At 61.9% G+C, this 20599-nt stretch carries 16 protein-coding genes and 1 pseudogene; 14 read left to right on the forward strand and 3 right to left on the reverse strand.

Annotated elements, in window-relative coordinates; all coding sequences use genetic code 11:
- Positions 1-524: 524 nt before the first annotated feature.
- The 4 genes from fghA (at position 525) to HNR62_RS12825 (ending at position 4665) form a co-directional block, all read left to right on the forward strand.
- Positions 525-1364 (forward strand): S-formylglutathione hydrolase, encoded by an 840-nt coding sequence (gene fghA, locus HNR62_RS12810; protein ID WP_204796489.1) that lies wholly within the window; start codon positions 525-527, stop codon positions 1362-1364.
- Positions 1365-1666: 302 nt separating this feature from the next.
- Entirely contained in the window at positions 1667-2629 is a 963-nt protein-coding gene (locus HNR62_RS12815; protein ID WP_204796490.1) for an HlyD family secretion protein, read from the forward strand.
- Positions 2622-3563: an ABC transporter ATP-binding protein gene (locus HNR62_RS12820; RefSeq protein ID WP_204796491.1), complete on the forward strand. Its 942-nt coding sequence runs from the start codon at positions 2622-2624 to the stop codon at positions 3561-3563. The genes HNR62_RS12815 and HNR62_RS12820 overlap by 8 nt, the downstream gene beginning before the upstream one ends.
- Positions 3564-3579: 16 nt before the next feature.
- The gene (locus tag HNR62_RS12825) at positions 3580-4665 is read left to right on the forward strand and encodes an ABC transporter permease (protein WP_204796492.1); all 1086 of its coding nucleotides are present in this window, start codon (positions 3580-3582) and stop codon (positions 4663-4665) included.
- 19 nt (positions 4666-4684) lie between these two features.
- Here HNR62_RS12825 and HNR62_RS12830 read toward each other — a convergent pair.
- A pseudogene (locus HNR62_RS12830) lies at positions 4685-4834 on the reverse strand (L-methionine/branched-chain amino acid transporter); the annotation flags it as partial.
- Positions 4835-4946: 112 nt separating this feature from the next.
- On the opposite strand from HNR62_RS12830, the gene HNR62_RS16205 reads away from it, so the two are divergent.
- From HNR62_RS16205 to HNR62_RS12850, 4 genes are all read left to right on the forward strand, one after another.
- Positions 4947-5126: an Lrp/AsnC ligand binding domain-containing protein gene (locus tag HNR62_RS16205; RefSeq protein WP_239552795.1), complete on the forward strand. Its 180-nt coding sequence runs from the start codon at positions 4947-4949 to the stop codon at positions 5124-5126.
- 107 nt (positions 5127-5233) lie between these two features.
- On the forward strand, positions 5234-7249 hold the full coding sequence (locus HNR62_RS12840) for a UvrD-helicase domain-containing protein (RefSeq protein ID WP_204796493.1): 2016 nt from the start codon (positions 5234-5236) through the stop codon (positions 7247-7249).
- 333 nt (positions 7250-7582) lie between these two features.
- Complete coding sequence (hppD, locus tag HNR62_RS12845; protein WP_204796494.1) at positions 7583-8671, forward strand: 4-hydroxyphenylpyruvate dioxygenase; 1089 nt, start codon at positions 7583-7585, stop codon at positions 8669-8671.
- Positions 8672-8839: 168 nt separating this feature from the next.
- Positions 8840-10207 (forward strand): sodium-dependent transporter, encoded by a 1368-nt coding sequence (locus tag HNR62_RS12850; RefSeq protein ID WP_204796495.1) that lies wholly within the window; start codon positions 8840-8842, stop codon positions 10205-10207.
- 180 nt (positions 10208-10387) lie between these two features.
- Here the strand turns inward: HNR62_RS12850 and HNR62_RS12855 are convergent, their stop codons facing one another.
- Both HNR62_RS12855 and HNR62_RS12860 read right to left on the reverse strand, forming a co-directional pair.
- Positions 10388-11752: a sigma-54-dependent transcriptional regulator gene (locus HNR62_RS12855; protein WP_239552797.1), complete on the reverse strand. Its 1365-nt coding sequence runs from the start codon at positions 11750-11752 to the stop codon at positions 10388-10390.
- Complete coding sequence (locus HNR62_RS12860; protein WP_204796496.1) at positions 11746-13623, reverse strand: sensor histidine kinase; 1878 nt, start codon at positions 13621-13623, stop codon at positions 11746-11748. Before HNR62_RS12860 ends, HNR62_RS12855 begins: the two co-directional genes overlap by 7 nt.
- 348 nt (positions 13624-13971) lie before the next feature.
- Here HNR62_RS12860 and HNR62_RS12865 point away from each other — a divergent pair, with 348 nt between their 5' ends.
- The 6 genes from HNR62_RS12865 to HNR62_RS12885 all read left to right on the forward strand — a co-directional run bounded on the left by HNR62_RS12865 (position 13972) and on the right by HNR62_RS12885 (position 20481).
- Entirely contained in the window at positions 13972-15378 is a 1407-nt protein-coding gene (locus HNR62_RS12865; RefSeq protein ID WP_204796497.1) for a cytochrome ubiquinol oxidase subunit I, read from the forward strand.
- A gap of 1 nt (position 15379) precedes the next feature.
- Entirely contained in the window at positions 15380-16369 is a 990-nt protein-coding gene (cydB, locus tag HNR62_RS12870) for a cytochrome d ubiquinol oxidase subunit II (protein WP_204796498.1), read from the forward strand.
- Positions 16369-16491 carry a hypothetical protein gene (locus HNR62_RS16340; protein ID WP_275588104.1) on the forward strand — a complete coding sequence of 41 codons (123 nt, stop codon included), beginning with the start codon at positions 16369-16371 and terminating at the stop codon, positions 16489-16491. The genes cydB and HNR62_RS16340 overlap by 1 nt, the downstream gene beginning before the upstream one ends.
- Positions 16492-16703: 212 nt before the next feature.
- Positions 16704-17462: a gamma-glutamyl-gamma-aminobutyrate hydrolase gene (gene puuD / locus HNR62_RS12875; protein WP_204796499.1), complete on the forward strand. Its 759-nt coding sequence runs from the start codon at positions 16704-16706 to the stop codon at positions 17460-17462.
- A 114-nt stretch (positions 17463-17576) separates the two neighbouring features.
- Positions 17577-19061, forward strand: a complete 1485-nt coding sequence (puuC, locus tag HNR62_RS12880) for an aldehyde dehydrogenase PuuC (RefSeq protein WP_204796535.1) — start codon at positions 17577-17579, stop codon at positions 19059-19061.
- A gap of 145 nt (positions 19062-19206) precedes the next feature.
- Positions 19207-20481, forward strand: coding sequence for an NAD(P)/FAD-dependent oxidoreductase (locus HNR62_RS12885; protein WP_204796500.1), 1275 nt, complete (start codon positions 19207-19209; stop codon positions 20479-20481).
- The last annotated feature ends 118 nt before the right edge of the window (positions 20482-20599 follow it).

The following is a 20599-nucleotide window of genomic DNA, read 5'->3' on the forward strand; positions in this document are numbered from 1 at the left end:
GGCCACCAAATGTTGTGCGCAGCTGTGCCGGGGCCAACATACAGCACGAATGTAGTAGCTGCTTCAGCTGCTAAATCCTGCGAAGCAGGATCTGGTGTACAGGTTCGCCCTGAGCCACCAAATGTTGTGCGCAGCTGTGCCGGGGCCAACATACAGCACGAATGTAGTAGCTGCTTCAGCTGCTAAATCCTGCGAAGCAGGATCTGGTGCACAGAGCAACATGAAACATCGGCGCAAAGATATCGCTCTGCGATATTGCAGGATGTGGCTACGCCACATTGCGAAGCTGAAGCATCGCCTACAGCAGTGCCTACAGATGTGCCGGGGCCAACATACAGCACGAATGTAGTAGCTGCTTCAGCTGCTAAATCCTGCGAAGCAGGATCTGGTGCACAGAGCAACATGAAACATCGGCGCAAAGATATCGCTCTGCGATATTGCAGGATGTGGCTACGCCACATTGCGAAGCTGAAGCATCGCCTACAGCAGTGCCTACAGGTGTCTTTTTGTTTAAAGGAGCTTCCATGCAAATTGTTCAAGAACAAAAATGCTTCGGCGGTCGTCAAATTCGCTACCAGCACGACTCCAATGTGCTGAATTGCAGCATGCAGTTTTCTGTGTTTCTGCCGCCCCAGGCGGAGCAGAGTCCGGTGCCGGCCGTGTACTGGCTGTCGGGTCTGACTTGCAGCGACGAGAACTTCTCCAGCAAGGCGGGCGCCCAGCGGGTGGCGGCCGAACTGGGGCTGGCGCTGATCATCCCCGATACCAGCCCCCGTGGCGAAGGCGTGAGTGATGATGAAAACGCGGCTTACGACCTGGGGCTGGGGGCCGGCTTCTATGTTAACGCCACCCAGGCGCCCTGGAAGCAGCATTACCAGATGTACAACTATGTGCTGAGCGAATTGCCGGCGCTGGTCGAGGCCGAACTGCCGCTGTCTGGCAAACGCGCCATCAGCGGTCATTCCATGGGCGGTCACGGCGCCCTGGTGCTGGCGCTGCGCAATCCCGAGCGGTTTGCGTCGGTGTCGGCTTTCGCTCCGATTTCCAACCCGGTCGATTGCCCCTGGGGTCACAAGGCATTGGGTGCCTATCTGGGTAACGACCGGCATGAATGGGCCCAATACGACGCCAGCCTGTTGCTGAAAGAGCATGGCTGCACACTGCCCATGCTGGTGGATCAGGGCGAGGCCGACAACTTCCTGGCCGAGCAGCTCAAGCCCCAGGCGCTGGCTCAGGCCGCCGAGCAGGCCGGTGCGGATCTCACCCTGCGCCTGCAGCCCGGTTACGACCACAGCTATTACTTTATCGCCAGCTTCATCGAAGACCATCTGCGTTTTCACGCCGAGCATCTGGCCAGTCACTGAGTTTTCAGGCCCGGTCTGTCCGGGCCTCAGACTTGCCTGTATTCCTCTGGATTTCTGTCGTCATTCTCGCGAAGGCGGGAATCCAGTGCGGCATGCCATAGATCTCCGCCTTCGCGAAGATGACCGATTCAGAACAGTGGCACCATGAGTGATAACGATGACTCGAAGTCGGCCGATTATTTCATCGTCACGCTGCCAGGCTCCGTATTTACTGGCAAAGGTTCCCCCTGTCCTGATCCACCGCAACGAATCCCTTCCACGCTTCGGCTAAGCTGAATCCATAAGTTTCATTGGACGCCGATATGCCGAAGTTTCCCCGTCTTATCCTGTTGCTCAGTTGCCTGTGGCTGACCGGCTGCGAGCCGTCGGAGGACGAGCGCTGGCTGGGTACCCTGGAGCGAGATCGCATCGAGCTGACTGCCACCACCGCCGAACTGGTACTGGAGCAACCGGTGGCCGAGGGCGAGCGGGTAACGGCAGGCACCCTGCTGCTGCGGCTGGATGATGCCCGACAACGGTTGGAAGTGGATCGTCAGCAGGCCCGGCTACGCCAGGCCGAGGCCGGGTTGGCGCTGTTGCTGGCGGGAGCGCGGGAGCAGGATATCGAAACGGTGCGGGCCGAACTGTCTCGACAGCAGGCGCGGCTGCCGGAAACGGAACGCAATCTGGAGCGTATCCGCCAGTTGGCGACCCGCGGGCTGGCCAGCCAGGCCGAGCTGGATCGGGCGTTAACCGAGCTGGCTCAGTTGCAGGCCCGTATCGAGGGCGATAGTCAACGACTGGCAAAGATCGTGGCTGGTAGCCGCGAGGAAGAGATCGAAGCGGCGCGTGCCGAGCGGGATGCCATTCAGGCCGAACTGGCGCTGGCTCGCTACCGACTCGATGAACTGACCATTCACGCCAGCCGTCCCGGCATACTGGAAACCCTGCCCTATCAGACGGGTGACAGGGTGGCACCGGGTGCAGTGGTCGCGGTGTTGCAGGCACAGGGCGCGCCTTATGCCCGCATTTATGTGCCGGCCAGTGGTCGACTGGGGCTCAAGATTGGTGATTCATTTCGGGTCTGGGTTGATGGCATAGAGGCGCAGTATGAGGGGCATTTGAGCTGGATTGCCACCGAGCCGGCCTTTACGCCTTATTACGCCCTGACCGAGGGGGAACGCAGCCGGCTGATGTACCTGGCCAGGGTGCAGTTACCGGAGGACGCAGTCAGCTTGCCCTCCGGCGTGCCCGCCCAGGCCTTGCCGGAGGAAAATCATGACTGAGCTGGCCATCCATACCCGCGGGATGACGCGAAAATTCGGCGATCTGGTGGCGGTGGATCAACTGGATCTGACTATTCCCGCCGGCACCATCTTCGGCTTTCTCGGGCCCAACGGCAGCGGCAAGTCCACCTGCATTCGCATGCTCACCGGCCTCTTGCTGCCCAGCGCCGGCGAAATGACGGTACTGGGGCTGGCGATGCCCGAACAGGCCGAGGCCTTGCGCAGCCGGGTCGGCTACATGACCCAGAAGTTCTCGCTCTACGAGGATCTGTCGGTGCGCGAAAACCTGGAGTTTATCGCCCGGATCTACGGCCTGAATGCGAAAGACACCCGGGATCGTCTGCGCGAACTGCTGGGTACCTATGAGCTGGCATCTTTTGCCGGTCGTTTTGCCGGCACCCTGAGCGGGGGGCAGAAACAGCGGCTGGCGCTGGCCGCCGCCACCCTGCACAAACCGGATCTCTTGTTTCTGGACGAGCCGACCTCGGCGGTGGATCCGGAGAACCGGCGGGACTTCTGGGAGAAGCTGTTCGATCTGTGCGAGGCGGGCACCAGCATACTGGTGAGCAGCCACTATATGGACGAGGCCGAGCGCTGCCACGGCCTGGCCATTCTGGAGAACGGCATCAAGCGCGCCGACGGCTCGCCGGAACAGCTGATGAACGGCATGGGCGTGACCGTGCTGGAGGTGGCAGTCCCCAGTCTGCGCGAGCTGAAAAACCGCTTGCTGGCGCTGGATGAGGTGCGCTCCGCCGCCCAGCTGGGACTGAGATTACGGGTACTGGTGGACGGTACCGTCGCCGATCCGGTCGGTTGGCTACGCCAGCGCCTGCCGGAGCTGGAGTCCGGCGCCGAGATTAACCGGGTGCGGCCCAACCTGGAAGACGTATTTGTCAGCTGCACCGGCACAGCCAGCGGGGGTACACAGCCATGAGCGACAGGAGAAAGCCATGAGCAGGCTGCGGCGCATCAAGGCCATCACCCTCAAGGAGTTTCGCCAGTTGTCCCGGGACAGGCTCACCTTCGCCATGGTGGTGATGGTGCCGTTGCTCCAGCTGCTGCTGTTCGGCTATGCCATCAACACCAAGGTGCGGGATATTCCGGTGGCGCTGGTGGATCAGGCGGCGACCGGTCAAAGCCGGGAGCTGGTGGCCCGGATGGGGGCCAGTCAGCTGGTGGTCTTTACCGAGCGCTTTACCCAGCCACACGAGGCCGAAGCCGCCATTATCGCCGGCAGGGTGCGGGCGGCGCTGATCCTGCCCTCCGATCTCGAACGACGCCGGCAGGACGGCCGTCCTCGGGGCCAGTGGCTGGTGGACGGCACCGACACCCTGATTGCCAGCGCCATACTGCAGCTGGCCAGCCTGCCGGGCGATCCAGAAATCAGCCGGCCCCAGGGCAACTTTGCGGTGACGCTGTTTTTCAATCCGGATCGGCGGGCGGCGGTGAATATCATTCCGGGCCTTATCGGGGTAATACTCACCATGACCATGGTGCTCTTTACCGCTTCGGCCATAGTGCGAGAGCGGGAGCGAGGCAATCTGGAGCTGTTGATCACCACACCGGTGACGCCGATGGAGCTGATGATCGGCAAAATCATTCCCTACATCTTCGCCGGCCTGGTGCAGCTGGTGATCATCCTGAGTCTGGGCTTCTTTATCTTCGCGGTGCCGCTCAACGGCAGCCCGCTGCAGTTGCTGCTGGCTACCCTGTTGTTTATTGCCGCCAGCCTGGTGCTGGGGCTGGTGATTTCCACCCTGGCCAAAAGCCAGCTGCAGGCCATGCAGATGACAGTATTTGTCTTGATCCCCTCGATTTTGCTGTCCGGCTTCATGTTTCCCTATGAGGGCATGCCGGTGGCGGCCCAGTGGCTGGCCGAAGGGCTGCCCGCCACCCACTATATGCGCCTGGCCAGGGGCATACTGCTGCGCGATGCCGACCTGCTGGCATTGGCGCCCGATGCCCTCTGGCTGGCCGCCTTTACCCTGCTCGGCCTGGCCCTGGCGGCCCGACGATTCAGAAAGCGACTGGATTAGTTGTTCGCCCGGTTCTACGTCTGCGCCATTGGCGCCAGCCGATAAAGGCGGCACCCAGCATCAGCATCATCAGCACCAGCCAGGCCCACAAGGAGTCGGCACCCGCCAGACTGGCGGCCACTGCCGGTACCACAAAGATGCCGCTGCCCAGTAACGAGGTAGCCATCATGCCGGTGCCATAGCCCAGCCCCACTCTGTGTTCAAACCCCCATGTTGTTTCAATTCCGTGTGCAAGAGTTTTGGTATATTAGCGCCAAACAATGCCAATGAGGCCTGGTACCATGATGCTTGAGCGCGGCAACCCGCAGCCTCTGGTGCGCGCCTACTTCGCCCTCAACTATCAGGTGCGCCAGTGCGAACAATATGCCGAGTCACTGCGTGCAGTGCCCGAAGTGAAACTCTGTTACACCATCAGCGGAGAAACCGACATGCCGGTTTACGTCGGGGCCGCTTCCATGTAGCGGCCGGGCGCCATTCGCCATATCATCGAGCACTGTCCCCATATCAAGACGGTGCGCACGCACATGATACCGGGCTAGATGATCAACCCTTTTTGCCGAGGCGGCACATGCAGATATTTCGGGCGCACTGGCTGGCCCCCTGGTTCAATCACCCCTTTCTGGCCACCGAACCGACCGGTGAGGGGCTGGTGCTGCATCTCAAACGCGAACGCCATGCCCTGAGCTGGTCCGAGCTGGGCGCACCGCCGCGGTTGGCACAGGGGCGGCGGCTGTATCGGCTGCGACTGCCCTGCACCCAGGGCGATATAGAACTGGGCTGGTTGCCGAAAACGGTGGCCGAGCCGCTGTGCGAGGCCATCACCCTGGGCTGGTTTCGGCATCATGCCGGGCGAGTGCTGCCGCTGGCCGAATCCTGCCTGGCGCTGCTGGAGCTGGGGTATCTGCGAGCATCCCGCTGGCAACAGCTGAAGCAGTGGTTGCGGCAGGAGTCGATCGACTGGCGTCTACATGTGCCGCCCGCCGCCCTGAGCGACCGGGAGCGGGCCGCCTTCGAGCTGGTGGCGACCCTGATGACGGCAGATGAAGGCTGGCGGGAGCAATGCTGTCGGGATTACTGCGAGCAGGCGCTGGCCGAGTACGGCGCCTTGTTCGACGGGCTGGAATCCCATCCGCTGACCGAGGCCCAGCGGCTGGCCTGCGTGGTGGACGAAGATCACAACCTGGTGCTGGCCGGGGCCGGCTGCGGTAAAACCAGCGTGATGACGGCGCGGGCGACCTTCTTGCTGGCCTCCAACCAGGCCCGGGCAAGCGAGCTGCTGTTGCTGGCCTTCGGCAACGAGGCGGCGGCGGAAATGAGTGAGCGGCTGGCGCGTCGGCCGGAGACCGCGGCGGTCAAGACCAGCACCTTTCATGCGCTGGGGTTGATGATACTGTCGCGGGTCGCGGGCAATAGCCCGTCGCTCAGCCCATTGGCGCAACAGGAAAGCACCCGCATCACTACCTTCGCCCGCTGGCTGGAGCAAGACTGCCAGCAGGATGAAGACTACGGTGCCAGACTGCATGACTGGCTGCGGCGGCATCGTTTTCAGGTGGTGCCACAACCGGATTACCGGCGGCTGGCGCGGGAATGGGCGCCGCTGGTGGCGGCACTCAAGCTCTACGGCGAGCCGGAGCCGGAGGAACTGCCCCCGGCGCTGGCCGAACAGCTGACTCTGGTGCGCCCGCTGTTGCACCGTTACCAGCAACATCTGGCCGAGCAGGGTGACATCGACTTCGACGACATGATAGAGCAGGCCACCGAGCTGGTGCGTCGCGGGCGATTTTCGGTGCCCTGGCGGCATATTCTGGTGGACGAGTTTCAGGATATTTCCGGACCCAGGGCCGCCCTGCTGCAGGCATTGCGCGATGCGGCTCCCGGCCTGTCGCTGTTTTGCGTGGGGGATGACTGGCAGGCCATCTATCGCTTCAGCGGCGCCGATGTGTCGCTCACCACCCGCTTTGCCGACCACTTCGGCGCCAGCCGGATCACCCGGCTCGACAAGACCTTCCGTTTCAACAATCAGATTGAAAAGGTGGCCAGCCGCTTCGTGACCCGCAACCCGGCACAATTGCCGAAGACGCTCGGCACCCACCAGCGCAGCGATTCGCCCTGCGTGCACGTGCTGCCGGTCGACAACGACAGCCAGATGGACGTGGTAACCCGGTTGCTGGGCCAGATTGCCGCCGAGCGGGCCCATGCCTCCGTGTACCTGTTGGCCCGCTTTCGCTTCAGCCTGCCGGACGAGTCACAGCTGGCCGGCTGGCGCCGGCGCTTTCCCGGCCTCCAGCTGGAGGCCCAGACCCTGCACGGCGCCAAGGGCAAGGAGGCGGATTGCGTCATCATGCTGGGGTTGAGTCGGGGCAAGTTCGGCTTTCCGCCCGAGCAGAGCGGCTCGGCTCTGCTGGAGTTGCTGCTGCCGGAGGCCGAAGCGTTTCCCCATGCGGAAGAGCGCCGGCTGTTTTACGTGGGCCTGACCCGGGCCCGGCAGCAGGTGTTTCTGCTGGCCGACCGGCAGATTCCCTCTGTCTTCGTCAAGGAACTGCTCGAAGGCGGCTACCCGGGTGTCAGCCGTTGGCAGGGGTAGCCCCTTCGGGGTTTTGTAGCCGGCGCTTTAGCTGCCGGAGCAGACGACGCCAAGTCTGCGGATCTGGCGTCACCTGCGGGTTTGCGCAGCTGAAGCAGCGCCTACAAAAAACCACGAAACCCTGTAGAAGCCTGCTTCAGCTGGCTGGTAGCGCGCAGCGGTACGCCAAAAAACACACCGCGCAGCTGAAGCAGCGCCTACAGCCCACTCCGACATTGGCGTTGTCGTTTTTTCGCCTGTCATCTTTTCTTTACATACATCCCGCCCTATGTCCGCTCGCGCCTGCCCCCGCTCCTATACTTAACAAGGCAACATTACCGGGAGGAGGGCGTCATGGCGGCAAGCAACGACAAGGGCGTGTGGGACAATCCCATGGGTACCGATGGCTTCGAGTTTGTGGAATACGCCTCTAGCCAGCCGGATCAGTTGGCCGAGCTGTTCGAACGGCTGGGGTTTGTGGCCATTGCCCGCCATCGCAGCAAGGCGGTGACCCTGTATCGTCAGGGCGACATCAACTTTATTCTCAATGCCGAGCCCAACAGCCGGGCCGCGGAATTCTCCCGCCTGCATGGTCCCGGCGCCAATGCCATGGCGTTTCGGGTCAAAGATGCGGCTGCGGCCATCAAGGAGTTGGCGGCGCAGGGCGCCACTGTGGTGGAGTCCGGTGCCGGCCCCATGGAATTGCAGATCCCGGCCATCGAGGGCATCGGCGGCTCGCTTATCTATCTGGTGGATCGCTATGGCGACCAGAGTATCTATGATGTGGACTTTCGCCCCCTTCCCGGCGTGAGTCCGCGTCCAAAAGGCGTGGGCCTCACCTATATCGATCACCTCACCCACAATGTGGCCATGGGCCACATGGATCTGTGGGCCGGGTTCTATGAAAAGCACTTCAATTTTCGTGAAATCCGTTACTTCGACATCGAAGGCAGGCTCACCGGCCTGCGTTCCCGGGCCATGACCAGCCCCTGCGGCAAGATCCGCATTCCCATCAACGAGTCATCGGACAAACAGAGCCAGATCGAAGAGTTTCTGCGCCAGTACAAGGGGGAGGGCATACAGCATATTGCCCTGGGCACCGATGATATCTACCGCACGGTGGAAACCTTGCGTGCCGGGGGCATGAGCTTTATGTCCACGCCGGATACCTACTATGAAAAACTCGATGCCCGCCTGCCGGGGCACGGGGAGGATCTGACCCGGCTGCAACAGAACCGGATCCTGATGGACGGGGCGCCTGCCGAAGGCCAGGGCCTGTTGCTGCAGATCTTCACCGACACGGTGATCGGGCCCATCTTCTTCGAAATTATCCAGCGCAAGGGCAACGAGGGTTTCGGCGAGGGCAACTTCCAGGCGCTTTTCGAGTCCATCGAGGAAGATCAGATCCGCCGGGGGGTGCTCAGAGAGGGCGACGCCGGCTGAATTTGGGTGATGTCATCAGCATAAATCTGATTTTTCCAGTGATTTCCATTTTTTATCTTAGCCAATAGTGGCAAAATAGCAGGACATACTGTCAGCTAATCTTTACACCCGTTGTGAGGGAGAATAGCTGACATTTTTTTGTGTCCAGTAACAGGAGTAGCAGTTTCCGTGGCGGAGAATCAGCAGCAGGCGGGCAATCCGGCCCAGTGGTCCAGCCGTTTTGCCTTTATCATGGCGGCGGTCGGCTCGGCGGTAGGTCTGGGTAATATCTGGAAGTTTCCCTACATTGTCGGTGAAAACGGCGGCGGCGCCTTCGTGCTGGTCTATCTGGCCTGTATTGCCGTTATTGGTCTGCCGATCATGATTGCCGAAGTGATGCTGGGCCGGCGCGCTGGCCACAGCCCGATCGGCACCATGGCGGCGGTGGCCCGCGCCGAGGGGCGCAGCCGTGGCTGGCAGGGAGTGGGCATCATGGTGACCCTGACGGCCTTTATCATCCTGTCGTTCTACAGCGTGATCGCCGGCTGGACCCTGCCTTATATTCTGCGGGCGGTCGGCGGTGGCTTCAGCGGTATAGCGGCGGAAGAGTCCGGCGCCCTGTTCGACGGCCTGCTGGCCTCGCCGGGCCAGTTGCTGCTGTGGCATACGGTGGTGATGGGACTGACGGTGCTGGTGTCCGCCGGCGGCGTGCGCCACGGCCTGGAGCGGGTCATCACCAAGCTGATGCCGGCGCTGTTCGTGCTGCTGCTGATCCTGGTGGGCTACGCCATGACCTCCGGCCACTTCGGCGAGGCGGTCACCTTTCTGTTCAAGCCCGACTTCTCGGCGCTCACCGCCGAGGCGGTGCTGGTGGCCCTGGGACATGCCTTCTTTACCCTCAGCCTGGCCAGTGGCGCCATGATGGCCTACGGCGCCTACCTGAAGAAGGAGGTGCCGATCGTGCGTACCTCCATTACCGTGGCCCTGCTCGATACCGGCGTGGCGCTGCTGGCGGGGCTGGCCATTTTCCCCATCGTCTTTGCCTATGGCCTGGCGCCGGGTGAAGGCCCGGGCCTGATCTTCGTGACTCTGCCGGTGGCCTTCGGCCAGATGCCCGGCGGCAGTTTCTTCGCCACCCTGTTCTTCGTGCTGTTGCTGTTTGCCGCCTGGACCTCGTCCATCTCCATGCTGGAGTCGCTGGTCAGCTACCTGAACGAAAAGGGTGTGAGTCGGGTCAAGGCGGCGGTGGGTGGTGGCCTGGTGGCCTGGCTGGTGGGCATTACTACCGTGCTGTCACTCAATGACTGGTCCGGCTTTGCCCCGCTGGGCATGTTCGAGCGCTTCGAGGGCAAGACCCTGTTCGATCTCTACGACTACCTGACCGCCAACATCATGATGCCGCTCGGCGCCCTGCTGACCGCCATCTTCGTGGGCTGGAAGATGAAACCCGAACACTCCGCCGTCGAGCTGGGCCGCTGGCACCGGTTGTGGTTCCCGGTGGTGCGCTACCTGTCGCCCATCGCCGTGCTGATCGTGTTCTATTTCAATCTGAGATAAGGTCAAAACAGTGCCGCTGCGTGCCACATCGCAGTTGAAGCAGCGACTACAGGAGCGGTGGTGTGGTTTTTGGGGGCAGGTCTTGTAGGCACTGCTTCAGCTGTGCAATGCCTTCAACCTGAGATAAGGTCAAAACAGTGCCGCTGCGCGCCACATCGCAGCTGAAGCAGCGACTACAGCTTAAAGCCCGTACCGCTCTATCTTCTTCAGCAGGCCCTGGCGCGACAGCCCCAGGGCCTGGGCGGCGTGGGTACGGTTGTGGTCGAATTTGGTCAGAGCCTGGCTTATCAGGGTAATTTCCAGTGCCCGGACCTGGGCGTCCAGGCTGTCGCCGGGCCGGGCGGGGCTGTGTGCGCTTCCACCCTGGGCATCCGGGTAGAGCAGGGCTATGTCTTCCAGGGTGATGATGCCGTTTCTGGCGATGGCGGCCACGCTGTCGAGGGCGCTTTTCAGCTCTCGCACATTGCCCGGCCAGCGGCGTTGAATAAACCAGTTGAAGGCGGCGGTGTCCGGGTGCAGCGGCGCCCGGTTACCGCTTTGGGCCTGCAGCTCCAGAAAGTGGCTGATCAGCAGGGGTATGTCCTCGGGTCTGTCGTCCAGCGGCCGGGTCTCGATATTCACGCCCTTGATGCGATAGTAGAGATCTTCGCGAAACTCTCCGCTTCTTACCTTCTCGGGCAGGTCTGCATTGGTGGCCGATACTAGCCGCACGTCGATGGTTTCAAGGACCCGACCGCCCACCGGGTAATAGCTGCCTTCCTGCAGCACCCGCAACAGCTTCACCTGCATCGCCAGCGGCATTTCGCCGATCTCGTCCAGAAACAGGGTGCCGCCGTCGGCCAGCTTGAGCAGGCCGTCGCGGGCCTTGTCGGCACCGGTAAAGGCGCCTCGGGTATGGCCGAACAGCTCGCTTTCCAGCAACTCGGCGGGAATGGCGCCGCAGTGCACCGAGATAAAGGGGCCGGCGGCACGATTGCTGAGAGCGTGCACCGCCTTCGAGATCACCTCCTTGCCGGTGCCCGAAGGGCCTGTGACCAGAACCCGCACGTCGGTGGGGGCGATGCGGCTGACCAGGGCACGAATGCCGTTCATCGACGGCGAGGCGCCAATCAGGGTCTCCAGCCCCTGCTGACCGCCTTGCTGGTATTTGAGGCTGTTGAGCTCGCGCACCAGCCGGTGTTTGGTCAGGGCGCGTTTGACCACCACCGCCAGCATGTCCGGGTCGATGGGCTTGGCCAGAAAGTCCCAGGCGCCCTGGCGCAGGGCTTCCAGCGCCAGCTCGCGCTCGCCATGACCGGTGAGGATGATCACCGGCCGGTCGATGAAGCGGGGCAGGGCCGCCAGGGTATGCTGCGGATCGAAGTGGGGCGGCAGCGACAGGTCGAGCAGGATCAGATCCGCATCGAAGTGCGGCAGCTTGGCGCCGAGCTCGTCCAGACTGGCGCCGGTTTGCACCTGATAGCCTGCCGCCTCCAGCCACTGGGCGCTCAGGGTGCGAAAGGCGGGTTCGTCGTCAATCAACAGGATGCGGGGTGGGTTCAACATGAGCTGTCCTCGGGGAAAAAGAGTTCGAAGGTGACCGGCCAGCCCAGATCGCTGCGATGGCGAATACGGCCGCCGTGGGCATCCAGGATCCGGCGCACGATAGAGAGCCCCAGGCCGCTGCCGCCGCTGCGTCGACCGACGAAGGGACGAAACAGGTGGCTGAGCATGTCGTCGGCTATGGCCGGGCCGTTGTTGTGCACCCGCACCACGCCGGGCCGGTCACCGGCTTCGATGCGGATCACTCCGTCGGGCTGATTGCGTACGAAAGCCAGGGCGTTGTCGATCAGGTTGACCAGCACCTGTTGCAGTCGATAGGCATCGGCCTCGATGCGGGCATCCTCGGCCAGGGCGCACTCGAAACGGGTATGCTGCCAGTCGAACTGGGGGCGCAGACTGTTGATCATGGGCACCAGCGCGACAGGCTGGCGCTGCACCTTGATGTTGCCGGAGTAGGCGAGCATGTCCGAAATCAACCGGTCGGCGCGCTTGAGCTGGGTCTGGATCATGGTCTTGCGCTCGGGCTCCAGCCCGGCGGAGGCCATGGAGATGATATTGAGCGGGTTGCGCAGCTCGTGGGCCATGGCCGCCGACAGGCCGCCCAGCTCCACCAGATGCTGCTCCGACAGCCGCTTGCGCTCGGTTTCGGCCAGTTGCAGCGAACGTTCCAGCAGGCTGCAGCGGGTGGTCAGCAGGGAGGCGAACACCTCGGCCGCCAGCCGGAGTCCGGGCGTTACGTCCTCGAAGCCCTGCAGCCGGGAGTGCCAGCCCTGGTGTTGATGGCGGCAGATAATGCAGGGGCCTTCGGTATCTTCGATACCGGAAGGGCTGTCTCCATGCAACAGCAGCCGTACCCGTACCGGCTGGCCCATCTGGCGGGCCAGCAGTTGCTCCGCCGCCGCGCTCAGCTCGCTCCAGTGGCCGGCCTCGGCCAGGCGGTTGAGCCAGATATCCAGCAGTTGTTCATTCAGCTGGCTGCCGGGATAAATCAGCCGTTCCACCAGCTTGCTGACCGGCCGATACAACGCCAGCGCCAGCATCAGCAGCAGCATGGAGTAGAGCCACAGCTGCCACTTGGGCACGTTGGCCAGCGCCTGCATGCCGAACTGACCGGCCATGGAGCTGAGCAGGGCAATCAGCCCCATCACCAGCACCGTCATCAGTATCCACAGCAGGGCCCGGTTGGCCCAGGCGTTGACCTCCAGCATCTGGTAGCGCACCACCCCATACACCAGCAGAACCACATAAGTCGGCAGCAGCAGCATGGGCCAGGGATACCAGTAGAGGCCGAGGGAGGGGAAGATGAAGCTGGTGGCCAGCCAGAGGCCCCAGGCGCCGGCGGCGAACATGGCGGCGATGGAACGGCGGCGGTTGCCACTATGCACACGCCAGCCCCACAGCAGGAGGGCGTGGGCCAGCACCCCGACGGCGATGGTGTAGGCGATGTTGAACCAGCCGGCACCGCTGAACACAAAATAATGGCTGAAGGGACCGAAGGCGATGATGTCGCCGCCGCCCAGGGCCAGGCTGGTTCCCATCACCAGCAGGGCGGCCAGATAGAAGAGGCCGTGTCGGCGGGCCAGGCGGTCCAGCCAGCGTCTTTGCCCCGGCCCCTGATTGACGAAGCCGATGGCGAAGTCGAGGAAGAAGGTGGGCATAAAGGGGTTGGCGAGGATCAGCATCTTGCCCACTCCTTCCCAGCCATAAAACACCGAGACATGACCGCTGCACCACAGCGCCATCATGATGCCGAAACCGGCCAGTGCCTTCATGCTGCGTCGGCGGCGTGCGCGCCAGAACAGCCAGGCCGATACCAGCAGGGCACAGCCACCGGTGAGCAGCATCATCAATTCAAAAGCCAGATCCAGTGCCATAAGACTCCCGTGTGTAAACCCAGTTGTGTAAAACAGACATGTAAACATCGTTGACACTTTAGCGAGGGTGGACTGTAAACCAGGTTGTCAGTCGGGGCAAATTTCGGGCGCTTTATTGATCCAGACCAAGGCAGCTGCAGGTTTTCTAATTTATGGCATGGTTTGTGCTTTACCTAGTAGTCAAGAGATCAACCCTAGCATCAGCCAACCGGATTGAATCCGCACTGGAGAGAGAGTTTTATGAGCATGACCGCCCTGGTACTGGAATTTTCTACCCTCTTTATCGTTCTACTCTTGGCTACTCTGCCTGCAGCCGTTCACCGCTTTCAACGTCGTTAAGGAGACATCATGGAGTTAGATGCTGCCATTTTGTCGCGGATTCAGTTCGCCTTTACCATCAGCTTTCACATTATCTTTCCGGCCATCACCATCGGCCTGGCCACGGCCATCGCCATCTGGGAAGGCCTGTGGCTGAAAACCCGTAACCCGGTTTACTTCCAGCTGGCCAAGTTCTGGATCAAGCCCTTCGCCATTACCTTCGGCATGGGGGTGGTCAGCGGCATAGTACTGTCTTACGAGTTTGGCACCAATTTCTCCCGTTTTTCCGAACTGGTCGGCCCGGTACTGGGGCCCTTGCTGGCCTACGAGGTGCTGACCGCCTTCTTCCTGGAAGCCGGCTTTCTCGGGGTCATGTTGTTCGGTTGGCAGCGGGTGGGGGAAAAGCTGCACTACTTTGCCACCTGCGTGGTGGCGCTGGGCACCTGGATTTCGTCGTTCTGGATTATCGCCGCCAACTCCTGGATGCAGACCCCGGCAGGTTATGAAATCGTGAACGGTCGCTTCGAGGTGGCCAGCTGGATGGAGGTGATCTTCAATCCCTCCATGCCCTATCGTCTGACCCACATGCTGCTGGCGGCCATGCTCAGTGCCACCTTCGTCATCGGTGGTGTCAGCGCCTGGTATCTGCGCAAGAACCGGGATCAGGCATTTGCCCGCAAGGGATTGTCGATGGCCTTGTGGGCGGCGCTGATCCTGGCCCCGGTGCAGGCGCTGGTGGGCGACTTTCACGGCCTCAACGTGAAAGAGCATCAGCCGATCAAGCTGGCGGCAATGGAAGGTATCTGGGCCGAAAAGGAAAGCGGCGCGCCGCTGCTGCTGTTTGCGGTGCCGGATATGGAAAATGAAACCAACCATTTCGAAATCAAGATCCCCAAGCTGGCCTCGCTGATCCTGACTCACGAGCTGGACGGTGAGCTGCAGGGGCTGAAATCGGTGCCTGCAGACGAACGGCCCTATGTGCCGCTGGTGTTCTATTCTTTCCGCGTCATGGTGGGGCTGGGTGTGTTGATGATTGGCGCCGCCCTGTGGGGACTCTGGTTGCGTCGCCGAGGCGGTGGCTTCGAAAGCAAGCCGTTTCTGCTGCTGATGACGCTGATGATCCCTTCGGGCGTCATCTCGACCCTGGCCGGCTGGTATGTGGCGGAAGTGGGGCGCCAGCCCTGGCTGGTACATGGCCTGGTACGCACCATGGAGGTGGTAACGCCGCTGCCGGTGGAGCGAGTGCTGTTCTCGCTGACGCTGTTCGTGCTGACCTACAGCCTGCTGTTCTGCGTGTATCTCTATTTCATGGCCAAGCTGGTCCGCAAGGGGCCGCCGGACATGGCGCGACTGGAACAGCACATGATTGGCGTCAATGCGCCCGGCTTTGCCCTCGCCTGGGTGAAGAAACTGCAACACCAAGTGGTGGAGGATTAACATGGATCTGGCGCTGTTTTATTATTTATTGCTGGGCTTTGCGGTGCTGATGTATGTGGTGCTGGACGGGTTCGACCTCGGCCTCGGCATTCTCTATCCCTGGTTCGGGAGTGAAGGCGAACGGGATCACATGATGCGTTCCATCTCCCATGTGTGGGACGGCAACGAAACCTGGCTGGTGTTTGGCGGCGTGGTGCTGTTTGCCGCCTTTCCCGCCGCGTATGCAGGTATTCTGTCGACCCTGTATACCCCCATCATCATCATGCTGATCGGGCTTATCTTTCGGGGCGTGGCATTCGAGTACCGCTTCAAGTCGCACCGCTCCAAACCCTGGTGGGACAGGTCCTTCTTTCTCGGCTCGGCGGTGGCGACCTTCTGCCAGGGCACCATACTCGGCGCCGTGGTGCAGGGCGTGGATGCAGGTCAACCGGGGGCGCTGGACTGGCTGACGCCGTTCAGCGTGTTCACCGGTTTTGCGTTGATGGTGGGGTACGCCCTGCTGGCCTGCTGCTATCTGGTGATGAAAAGCCGGGACAGGATCATGGCCCGCGCCGCCCATCTGGGGCGCAAGCTGGTGCTGACCATGATGGTGATCCTGGTGATCGTCAGCCTGTGGACCCTGTACGCCAACACCGAGATACGGGCTCGCTGGTTTGACGGCATCAACTTCCTGCTGCTGTTACCGCTGCCGTTGCTGAGCGGCCTGTTCGGCTGGCTGCTGTATCGGGATCTGGATGGCGAACCCCACGAGACCCGGCCCTTCTGGCTGGCGGTCGGACTCTTCATTCTCGGCTTTGCCGGCCTGGTGGTGGGCCTCTTCCCCTATCTGATCCCGCATCAGCTGACCCTGTGGCAGGCCAGCGCCCCGGATTCCAGCCTCAGGTTTCTGCTGCCGGGCATTTTCATCTTTCTGCCGCTGATCTGCGCCTACACCCTGTGGGGTTACCGCATCTTTTCCGGCAAGGTCGAGGACTTCGAAGAGGGCTACTGATGGCAAACAACAACAACAGCAACAACAACAAGGGCTGGCTGTGGTTTGCCGGCTTGTATCTGGCCGGCGTACTGGCCGTGACCCTGGCGGGCATGGCCATCAAGCTGGCCTTCGGCATCTGATATAAAAAAGGCTCCTTCTGGAGCCTTTTTGCTGCATGAAATAAATATCGCCGACCAGGCTCGGGGGATTGTTTATTTTATGGTTAGGGTGTTAATTAGGGTGAAGCGGATAAAGAGGGGGGCGGCATCACGGCGTTAGCGGTGCGCCCATTCAGCGTTATTGCCTATCTGGCCCCGACACAGTGACGGGGCACGCAGCGGGAGAAAAACGGATGCCTGATAGAGTGAACAGACCCGTGGTCGGCATCATCATGTGCTGTCAGCCGGTGAAGGGTCATCTCTCTCATACGGTGCAGGATAAATACCTGAATGCCCTGCTGGATGCCGGTGCGATTCCACTGCCATTGGTACACGGTCTGCTGCAGGATGACGCTTGTCTGCAGCAGATACTGCCGCTGCTGGATGGCATACTGCTGACCGGCAGCCCGAGCAATATCGAGCCTCAACACTATGGTGAAACCGGCGACGAACCGCATGTGGATCCGGGGCGTGATCGCCTGAGCTTCCTGTTGATCGATGAGGCCCGACACCGGCAGATGCCCTTGCTGGGCATCTGCCGTGGTTTTCAGGAACTGGTGGTGGCCACCGGTGGCAGCCTGCATCGGCGGCTGCATGAAAGTGGCCGCGATTTCATGGAGCACAGGGAAAACAAGGAGCAACCTCAGTCGACACAATATGGCCATGCCCATGGGATCACCCTCGAGCCGGATAGCCTGCTGGCCAAACTCGCTGGTGTCAGCGAGTGCCGGGTGAACTCTCTGCATATGCAGGGGGTGAAGACGCTGGGTGCCGGAATGCGGGTGGAAGCTTGGGCGCCCGATGGCCTGATTGAAGCAGTCAGGCTGGCGGAGCATCCCTTCGCTGTCGGTGTGCAGTGGCATCCGGAGTGGCAGAGCCGGGATAATCCCCTGTCGCGTGCCCTGTTCGATGCTTTTATCGGCGCTTGCCGCCGGTATCGACAGCAAAAATAATCGTGGCTGTCCGGTAAGCTCACCGCATACCGCATACCGCATACCGCATACCGCATGCAGGCAGAGCATATCCGGATGCCGACACCCCTTTTCAGCGATAACAGGGAGAAGATGATGGACTACCGAGACAGAGTCTACTGGGCAGACAAGGCCGATGCGCTGGCGATAGAGCACCGGTTGTTTATTGCCGGCGAATACCAGGAAGCCAGAGGCGGTGAATCCTTTACCCGCATCAACCCGGCCACCGAGCAGCCGTTGGCCGAAGTCAGCCGGGCTCAGCAGGCGGATGTAGACGCAGCCGTGGTGGTGGCGCGCCTCAGCTTCGAGTCCGGCGTCTGGTCCGAGGCGGGCCCGAGCCGGCGCAAGGCGGTGTTGCTGCGTCTGGCCGAGCTGATGGACGAGCACCGGGAAGAGCTGGCGCTGCTGGAAACCCTGGATACCGGCAAGCCGATTCGCCACAGCCTGCGTGATGATATTCCCGGTGCCGCCCGCGCCATTCGCTGGTATGCGGAGGCGGTGGACAAGGTCTACGGTGAAATAGCGCCTACCGACCCCCGCGCCCTGGCGCTGATCAGCCGCGAGCCCATTGGCGTGGTGGCGGCCATAGTGCCCTGGAACTTCCCGCTGTTGCTGGCCTGCTGGAAGCTGGGCCCGGCATTGGCGGCGGGCAACTCCGTGATCCTCAAGCCCTCCGAAAAATCGCCGCTGACCGCCATTCGGCTCGGCGCCCTGGCCCGGGAAGCCGGCCTGCCCGACGGCGTGCTCAACGTGTTGCCCGGTCTGGGTCACGAGGCGGGCAAGGCACTGGCACTGCATCAGGACGTGGACTGCCTGACCTTTACCGGCTCTACCGGGGTGGGGCGGCTGCTGATGGAGTATGCGGGTCAGTCGAACATGAAACGGGTCTGGCTCGAAGCCGGCGGCAAGAGCGCCAACCTGGTGTTTGCCGACTGTCCGAGCCTGGCCAGGGCGGCCAAGGCCTCCGCCGCCGGTATCTTCTATAACCAGGGACAGGTGTGCATCGCCGGTACCCGATTGCTGGTGGAAGAGAGCATCAAGGACGCCTTCATGGCCGAACTGAAAAAGGCCGCCGAGGCGTTCAAGCCGATGGATCCGCTCGATCCCGAGTCAGTCATGGGCACACTTATCGATGCCGATCATCATGGCAGCGTGTGCCGTTACATCAGCGAAGGGCTGGATCAGGGCGCCGTATTGAGCCTGGACGGTCGCGGTCAGAACGGCAACTTCATGGGACCGACCGTGCTGGAGCAGGTCAATCCGCACATGAGGGTGGCGCAGGAAGAAATCTTCGGCCCGGTGCTGGCGGTGACCACCTTTACCGATGAGGAAGAAGCGGTCCGCCTGGCCAACGACAGCAAATACGGTCTGGGCGCCGGGGTCTGGACCTCGGATCTGCGTCGGGCCCACCGGCTGGCGCGCAAGCTCAAGGCCGGCTCGGTATTCATCAACAACTACAACGACGGCGACATGACGGTGCCCTTCGGCGGCGTCAAGCAAAGCGGTAATGGCCGGGACAAGTCATTGCACGCGCTGGAAAAATTCACCGAGCTCAAGACCACCTGGCTGGCGCTGGATTAACCCCTCACGCAGAGCGTCATCCTGACGAAAGTCAGGATCTTCTTGCAGAAAGATACCGGGTCAAGCCCGGTATGACTCAACGATGGGTCAAGCCCGGTATGACGAAACGATGGATACCGGGGTAGACACAAGAGGACTTTTTGACATGGAGCACGTCAACAGCTATTACGCAGCATCGGCCAACCGGCATGAATGCTGGCCGCAACTGACCGAGGATATCCGCTGCGATGTGTGTGTGGTCGGCGGCGGCTACACCGGGCTTTCCACCGCCCTGTTTCTGGTCGAGGCCGGCTTCGACGTGGTGCTGCTGGAAGCCAGCCGTATCGGCTTCGGCGCCAGCGGCCGCAACGGCGGTCAAATCGTCAACTCCTACAGCCGGGACATCGGCGTCATCGAATCCCGTTACGGCCAGGAGACTGCCCGCATGCTGGGCAGCATGATGTTCGAGGGTGGCGACATCATTCGCAGCCGCATCGAGCAGTACCAGATCGAGTGTGATTACCGTGCCGGCGGACTTTTTGCCGCCCTCAACAAACGGCAGCTGGAAGCGCTGCGCGGGAAAAAAGCCGACTGGGAGCGTTACGGCCACCAGGATCTGGAGCTGCTGGATGCCGGTCGGGTGCGTGAAGAAATAGACACACACGCCTATGTGGGGGCGCTGCTCGATCATCGAGGCGGTCATCTCCATCCGCTCAACCTGGCGCTGGGTGAGGCCGAAGCGATCCGCAAGCTCGGCGGCCGCCTCTTCGAGCAGTCGGCGGCCGTCGACATCCGGCACGGCGATCCGGCGACGGTAGTGACCGAAAAGGGTAGGGTGGAAGCCCGTTTCGTGGTGCTGGCGGGCAACGCCTACCTCGGTAATCTGGTACCGACACTGGCGGCCAGGGCCATGCCCTGCGGCAGTCAGGTGATCGCTACCGAACCCCTGAGCGAAGCGCAGGCGTTACGCCTGATCCCCAACCATTACTGCGTGGAGGACTGCAACTACCTGCTGGACTACTTCCGCCTCACCGGCGATCGCCGGCTGATCTACGGCGGTGGCGTGGTGTACGGGGCCCGGGATCCGGATGACATAGAGCGACTGGTTAGGCCCAAGTTGCTGAACACCTTCCCGCAGTTGAAGGGGGTGAAGATCGATTATCGCTGGAGCGGCAATTTCCTGCTGACCCTGTCGCGCCTGCCCCAGTTCGGGCGGCTGGAGCCCAATGTCTATTACATGCAGGGCTACAGCGGCCACGGGGTGACCTGTACCCATCTGGCGGGAAAATTGCTGGCGGAGCTACTCAAGGGGCAGGCCGAGCGGTTCGACGCCTTCGCCACACTGCCCCATCTGCCCTTCTTCGGCGGGCGTCGTTTTCAGGTGCCGTTCAGCGCCATGGGGGCCCTCTACTACAGCCTGCGCGACAGGCTGGGCGTGTGACAACCCCCTATGGGGAGCTTGAAGCCTGAAGAGGGAAGAGGGAAGAGGGAAGAGGGAAGAGGGAAGAGGGAAGAGGGAAGAGGGAAGAGGGAAGAGGGAAGAGGGAAGAGGGAAGAGC

Origin of the sequence: Oceanisphaera litoralis (genome assembly GCF_016907015.1) — a bacterium.
GTDB lineage: Bacteria > Pseudomonadota > Gammaproteobacteria > Enterobacterales > Aeromonadaceae > Oceanimonas > Oceanimonas litoralis.

Excerpts from the sequence above, each read along its gene's own strand:
- fghA (WP_204796489.1), top strand. The coding sequence starts at position 525 with ATGCAAATTGTTCAAGAACAAAAATGCTTCGGCGGTCGTCAAATTCGC.
- HNR62_RS12815 (WP_204796490.1), top strand. The coding sequence starts at position 1,667 with ATGCCGAAGTTTCCCCGTCTTATCCTGTTGCTCAGTTGCCTGTGGCTG.
- HNR62_RS12820 (WP_204796491.1), top strand. The coding sequence starts at position 2,622 with ATGACTGAGCTGGCCATCCATACCCGCGGGATGACGCGAAAATTCGGC.
- HNR62_RS12825 (WP_204796492.1), top strand. The coding sequence starts at position 3,580 with ATGAGCAGGCTGCGGCGCATCAAGGCCATCACCCTCAAGGAGTTTCGC.
- HNR62_RS16205 (WP_239552795.1), top strand. The coding sequence starts at position 4,947 with ATGATGCTTGAGCGCGGCAACCCGCAGCCTCTGGTGCGCGCCTACTTC.
- HNR62_RS12840 (WP_204796493.1), top strand. The coding sequence starts at position 5,234 with ATGCAGATATTTCGGGCGCACTGGCTGGCCCCCTGGTTCAATCACCCC.
- hppD (WP_204796494.1), top strand. The coding sequence starts at position 7,583 with ATGGCGGCAAGCAACGACAAGGGCGTGTGGGACAATCCCATGGGTACC.
- HNR62_RS12855 (WP_239552797.1), bottom strand. The coding sequence starts at position 11,752 with ATGTTGAACCCACCCCGCATCCTGTTGATTGACGACGAACCCGCCTTT.
- HNR62_RS12860 (WP_204796496.1), bottom strand. The coding sequence starts at position 13,623 with ATGGCACTGGATCTGGCTTTTGAATTGATGATGCTGCTCACCGGTGGC.
- HNR62_RS12865 (WP_204796497.1), top strand. The coding sequence starts at position 13,972 with ATGGAGTTAGATGCTGCCATTTTGTCGCGGATTCAGTTCGCCTTTACC.
- cydB (WP_204796498.1), top strand. The coding sequence starts at position 15,380 with ATGGATCTGGCGCTGTTTTATTATTTATTGCTGGGCTTTGCGGTGCTG.
- HNR62_RS16340 (WP_275588104.1), top strand. The coding sequence starts at position 16,369 with ATGGCAAACAACAACAACAGCAACAACAACAAGGGCTGGCTGTGGTTT.
- puuD (WP_204796499.1), top strand. The coding sequence starts at position 16,704 with ATGCCTGATAGAGTGAACAGACCCGTGGTCGGCATCATCATGTGCTGT.
- puuC (WP_204796535.1), top strand. The coding sequence starts at position 17,577 with ATGGACTACCGAGACAGAGTCTACTGGGCAGACAAGGCCGATGCGCTG.
- HNR62_RS12885 (WP_204796500.1), top strand. The coding sequence starts at position 19,207 with ATGGAGCACGTCAACAGCTATTACGCAGCATCGGCCAACCGGCATGAA.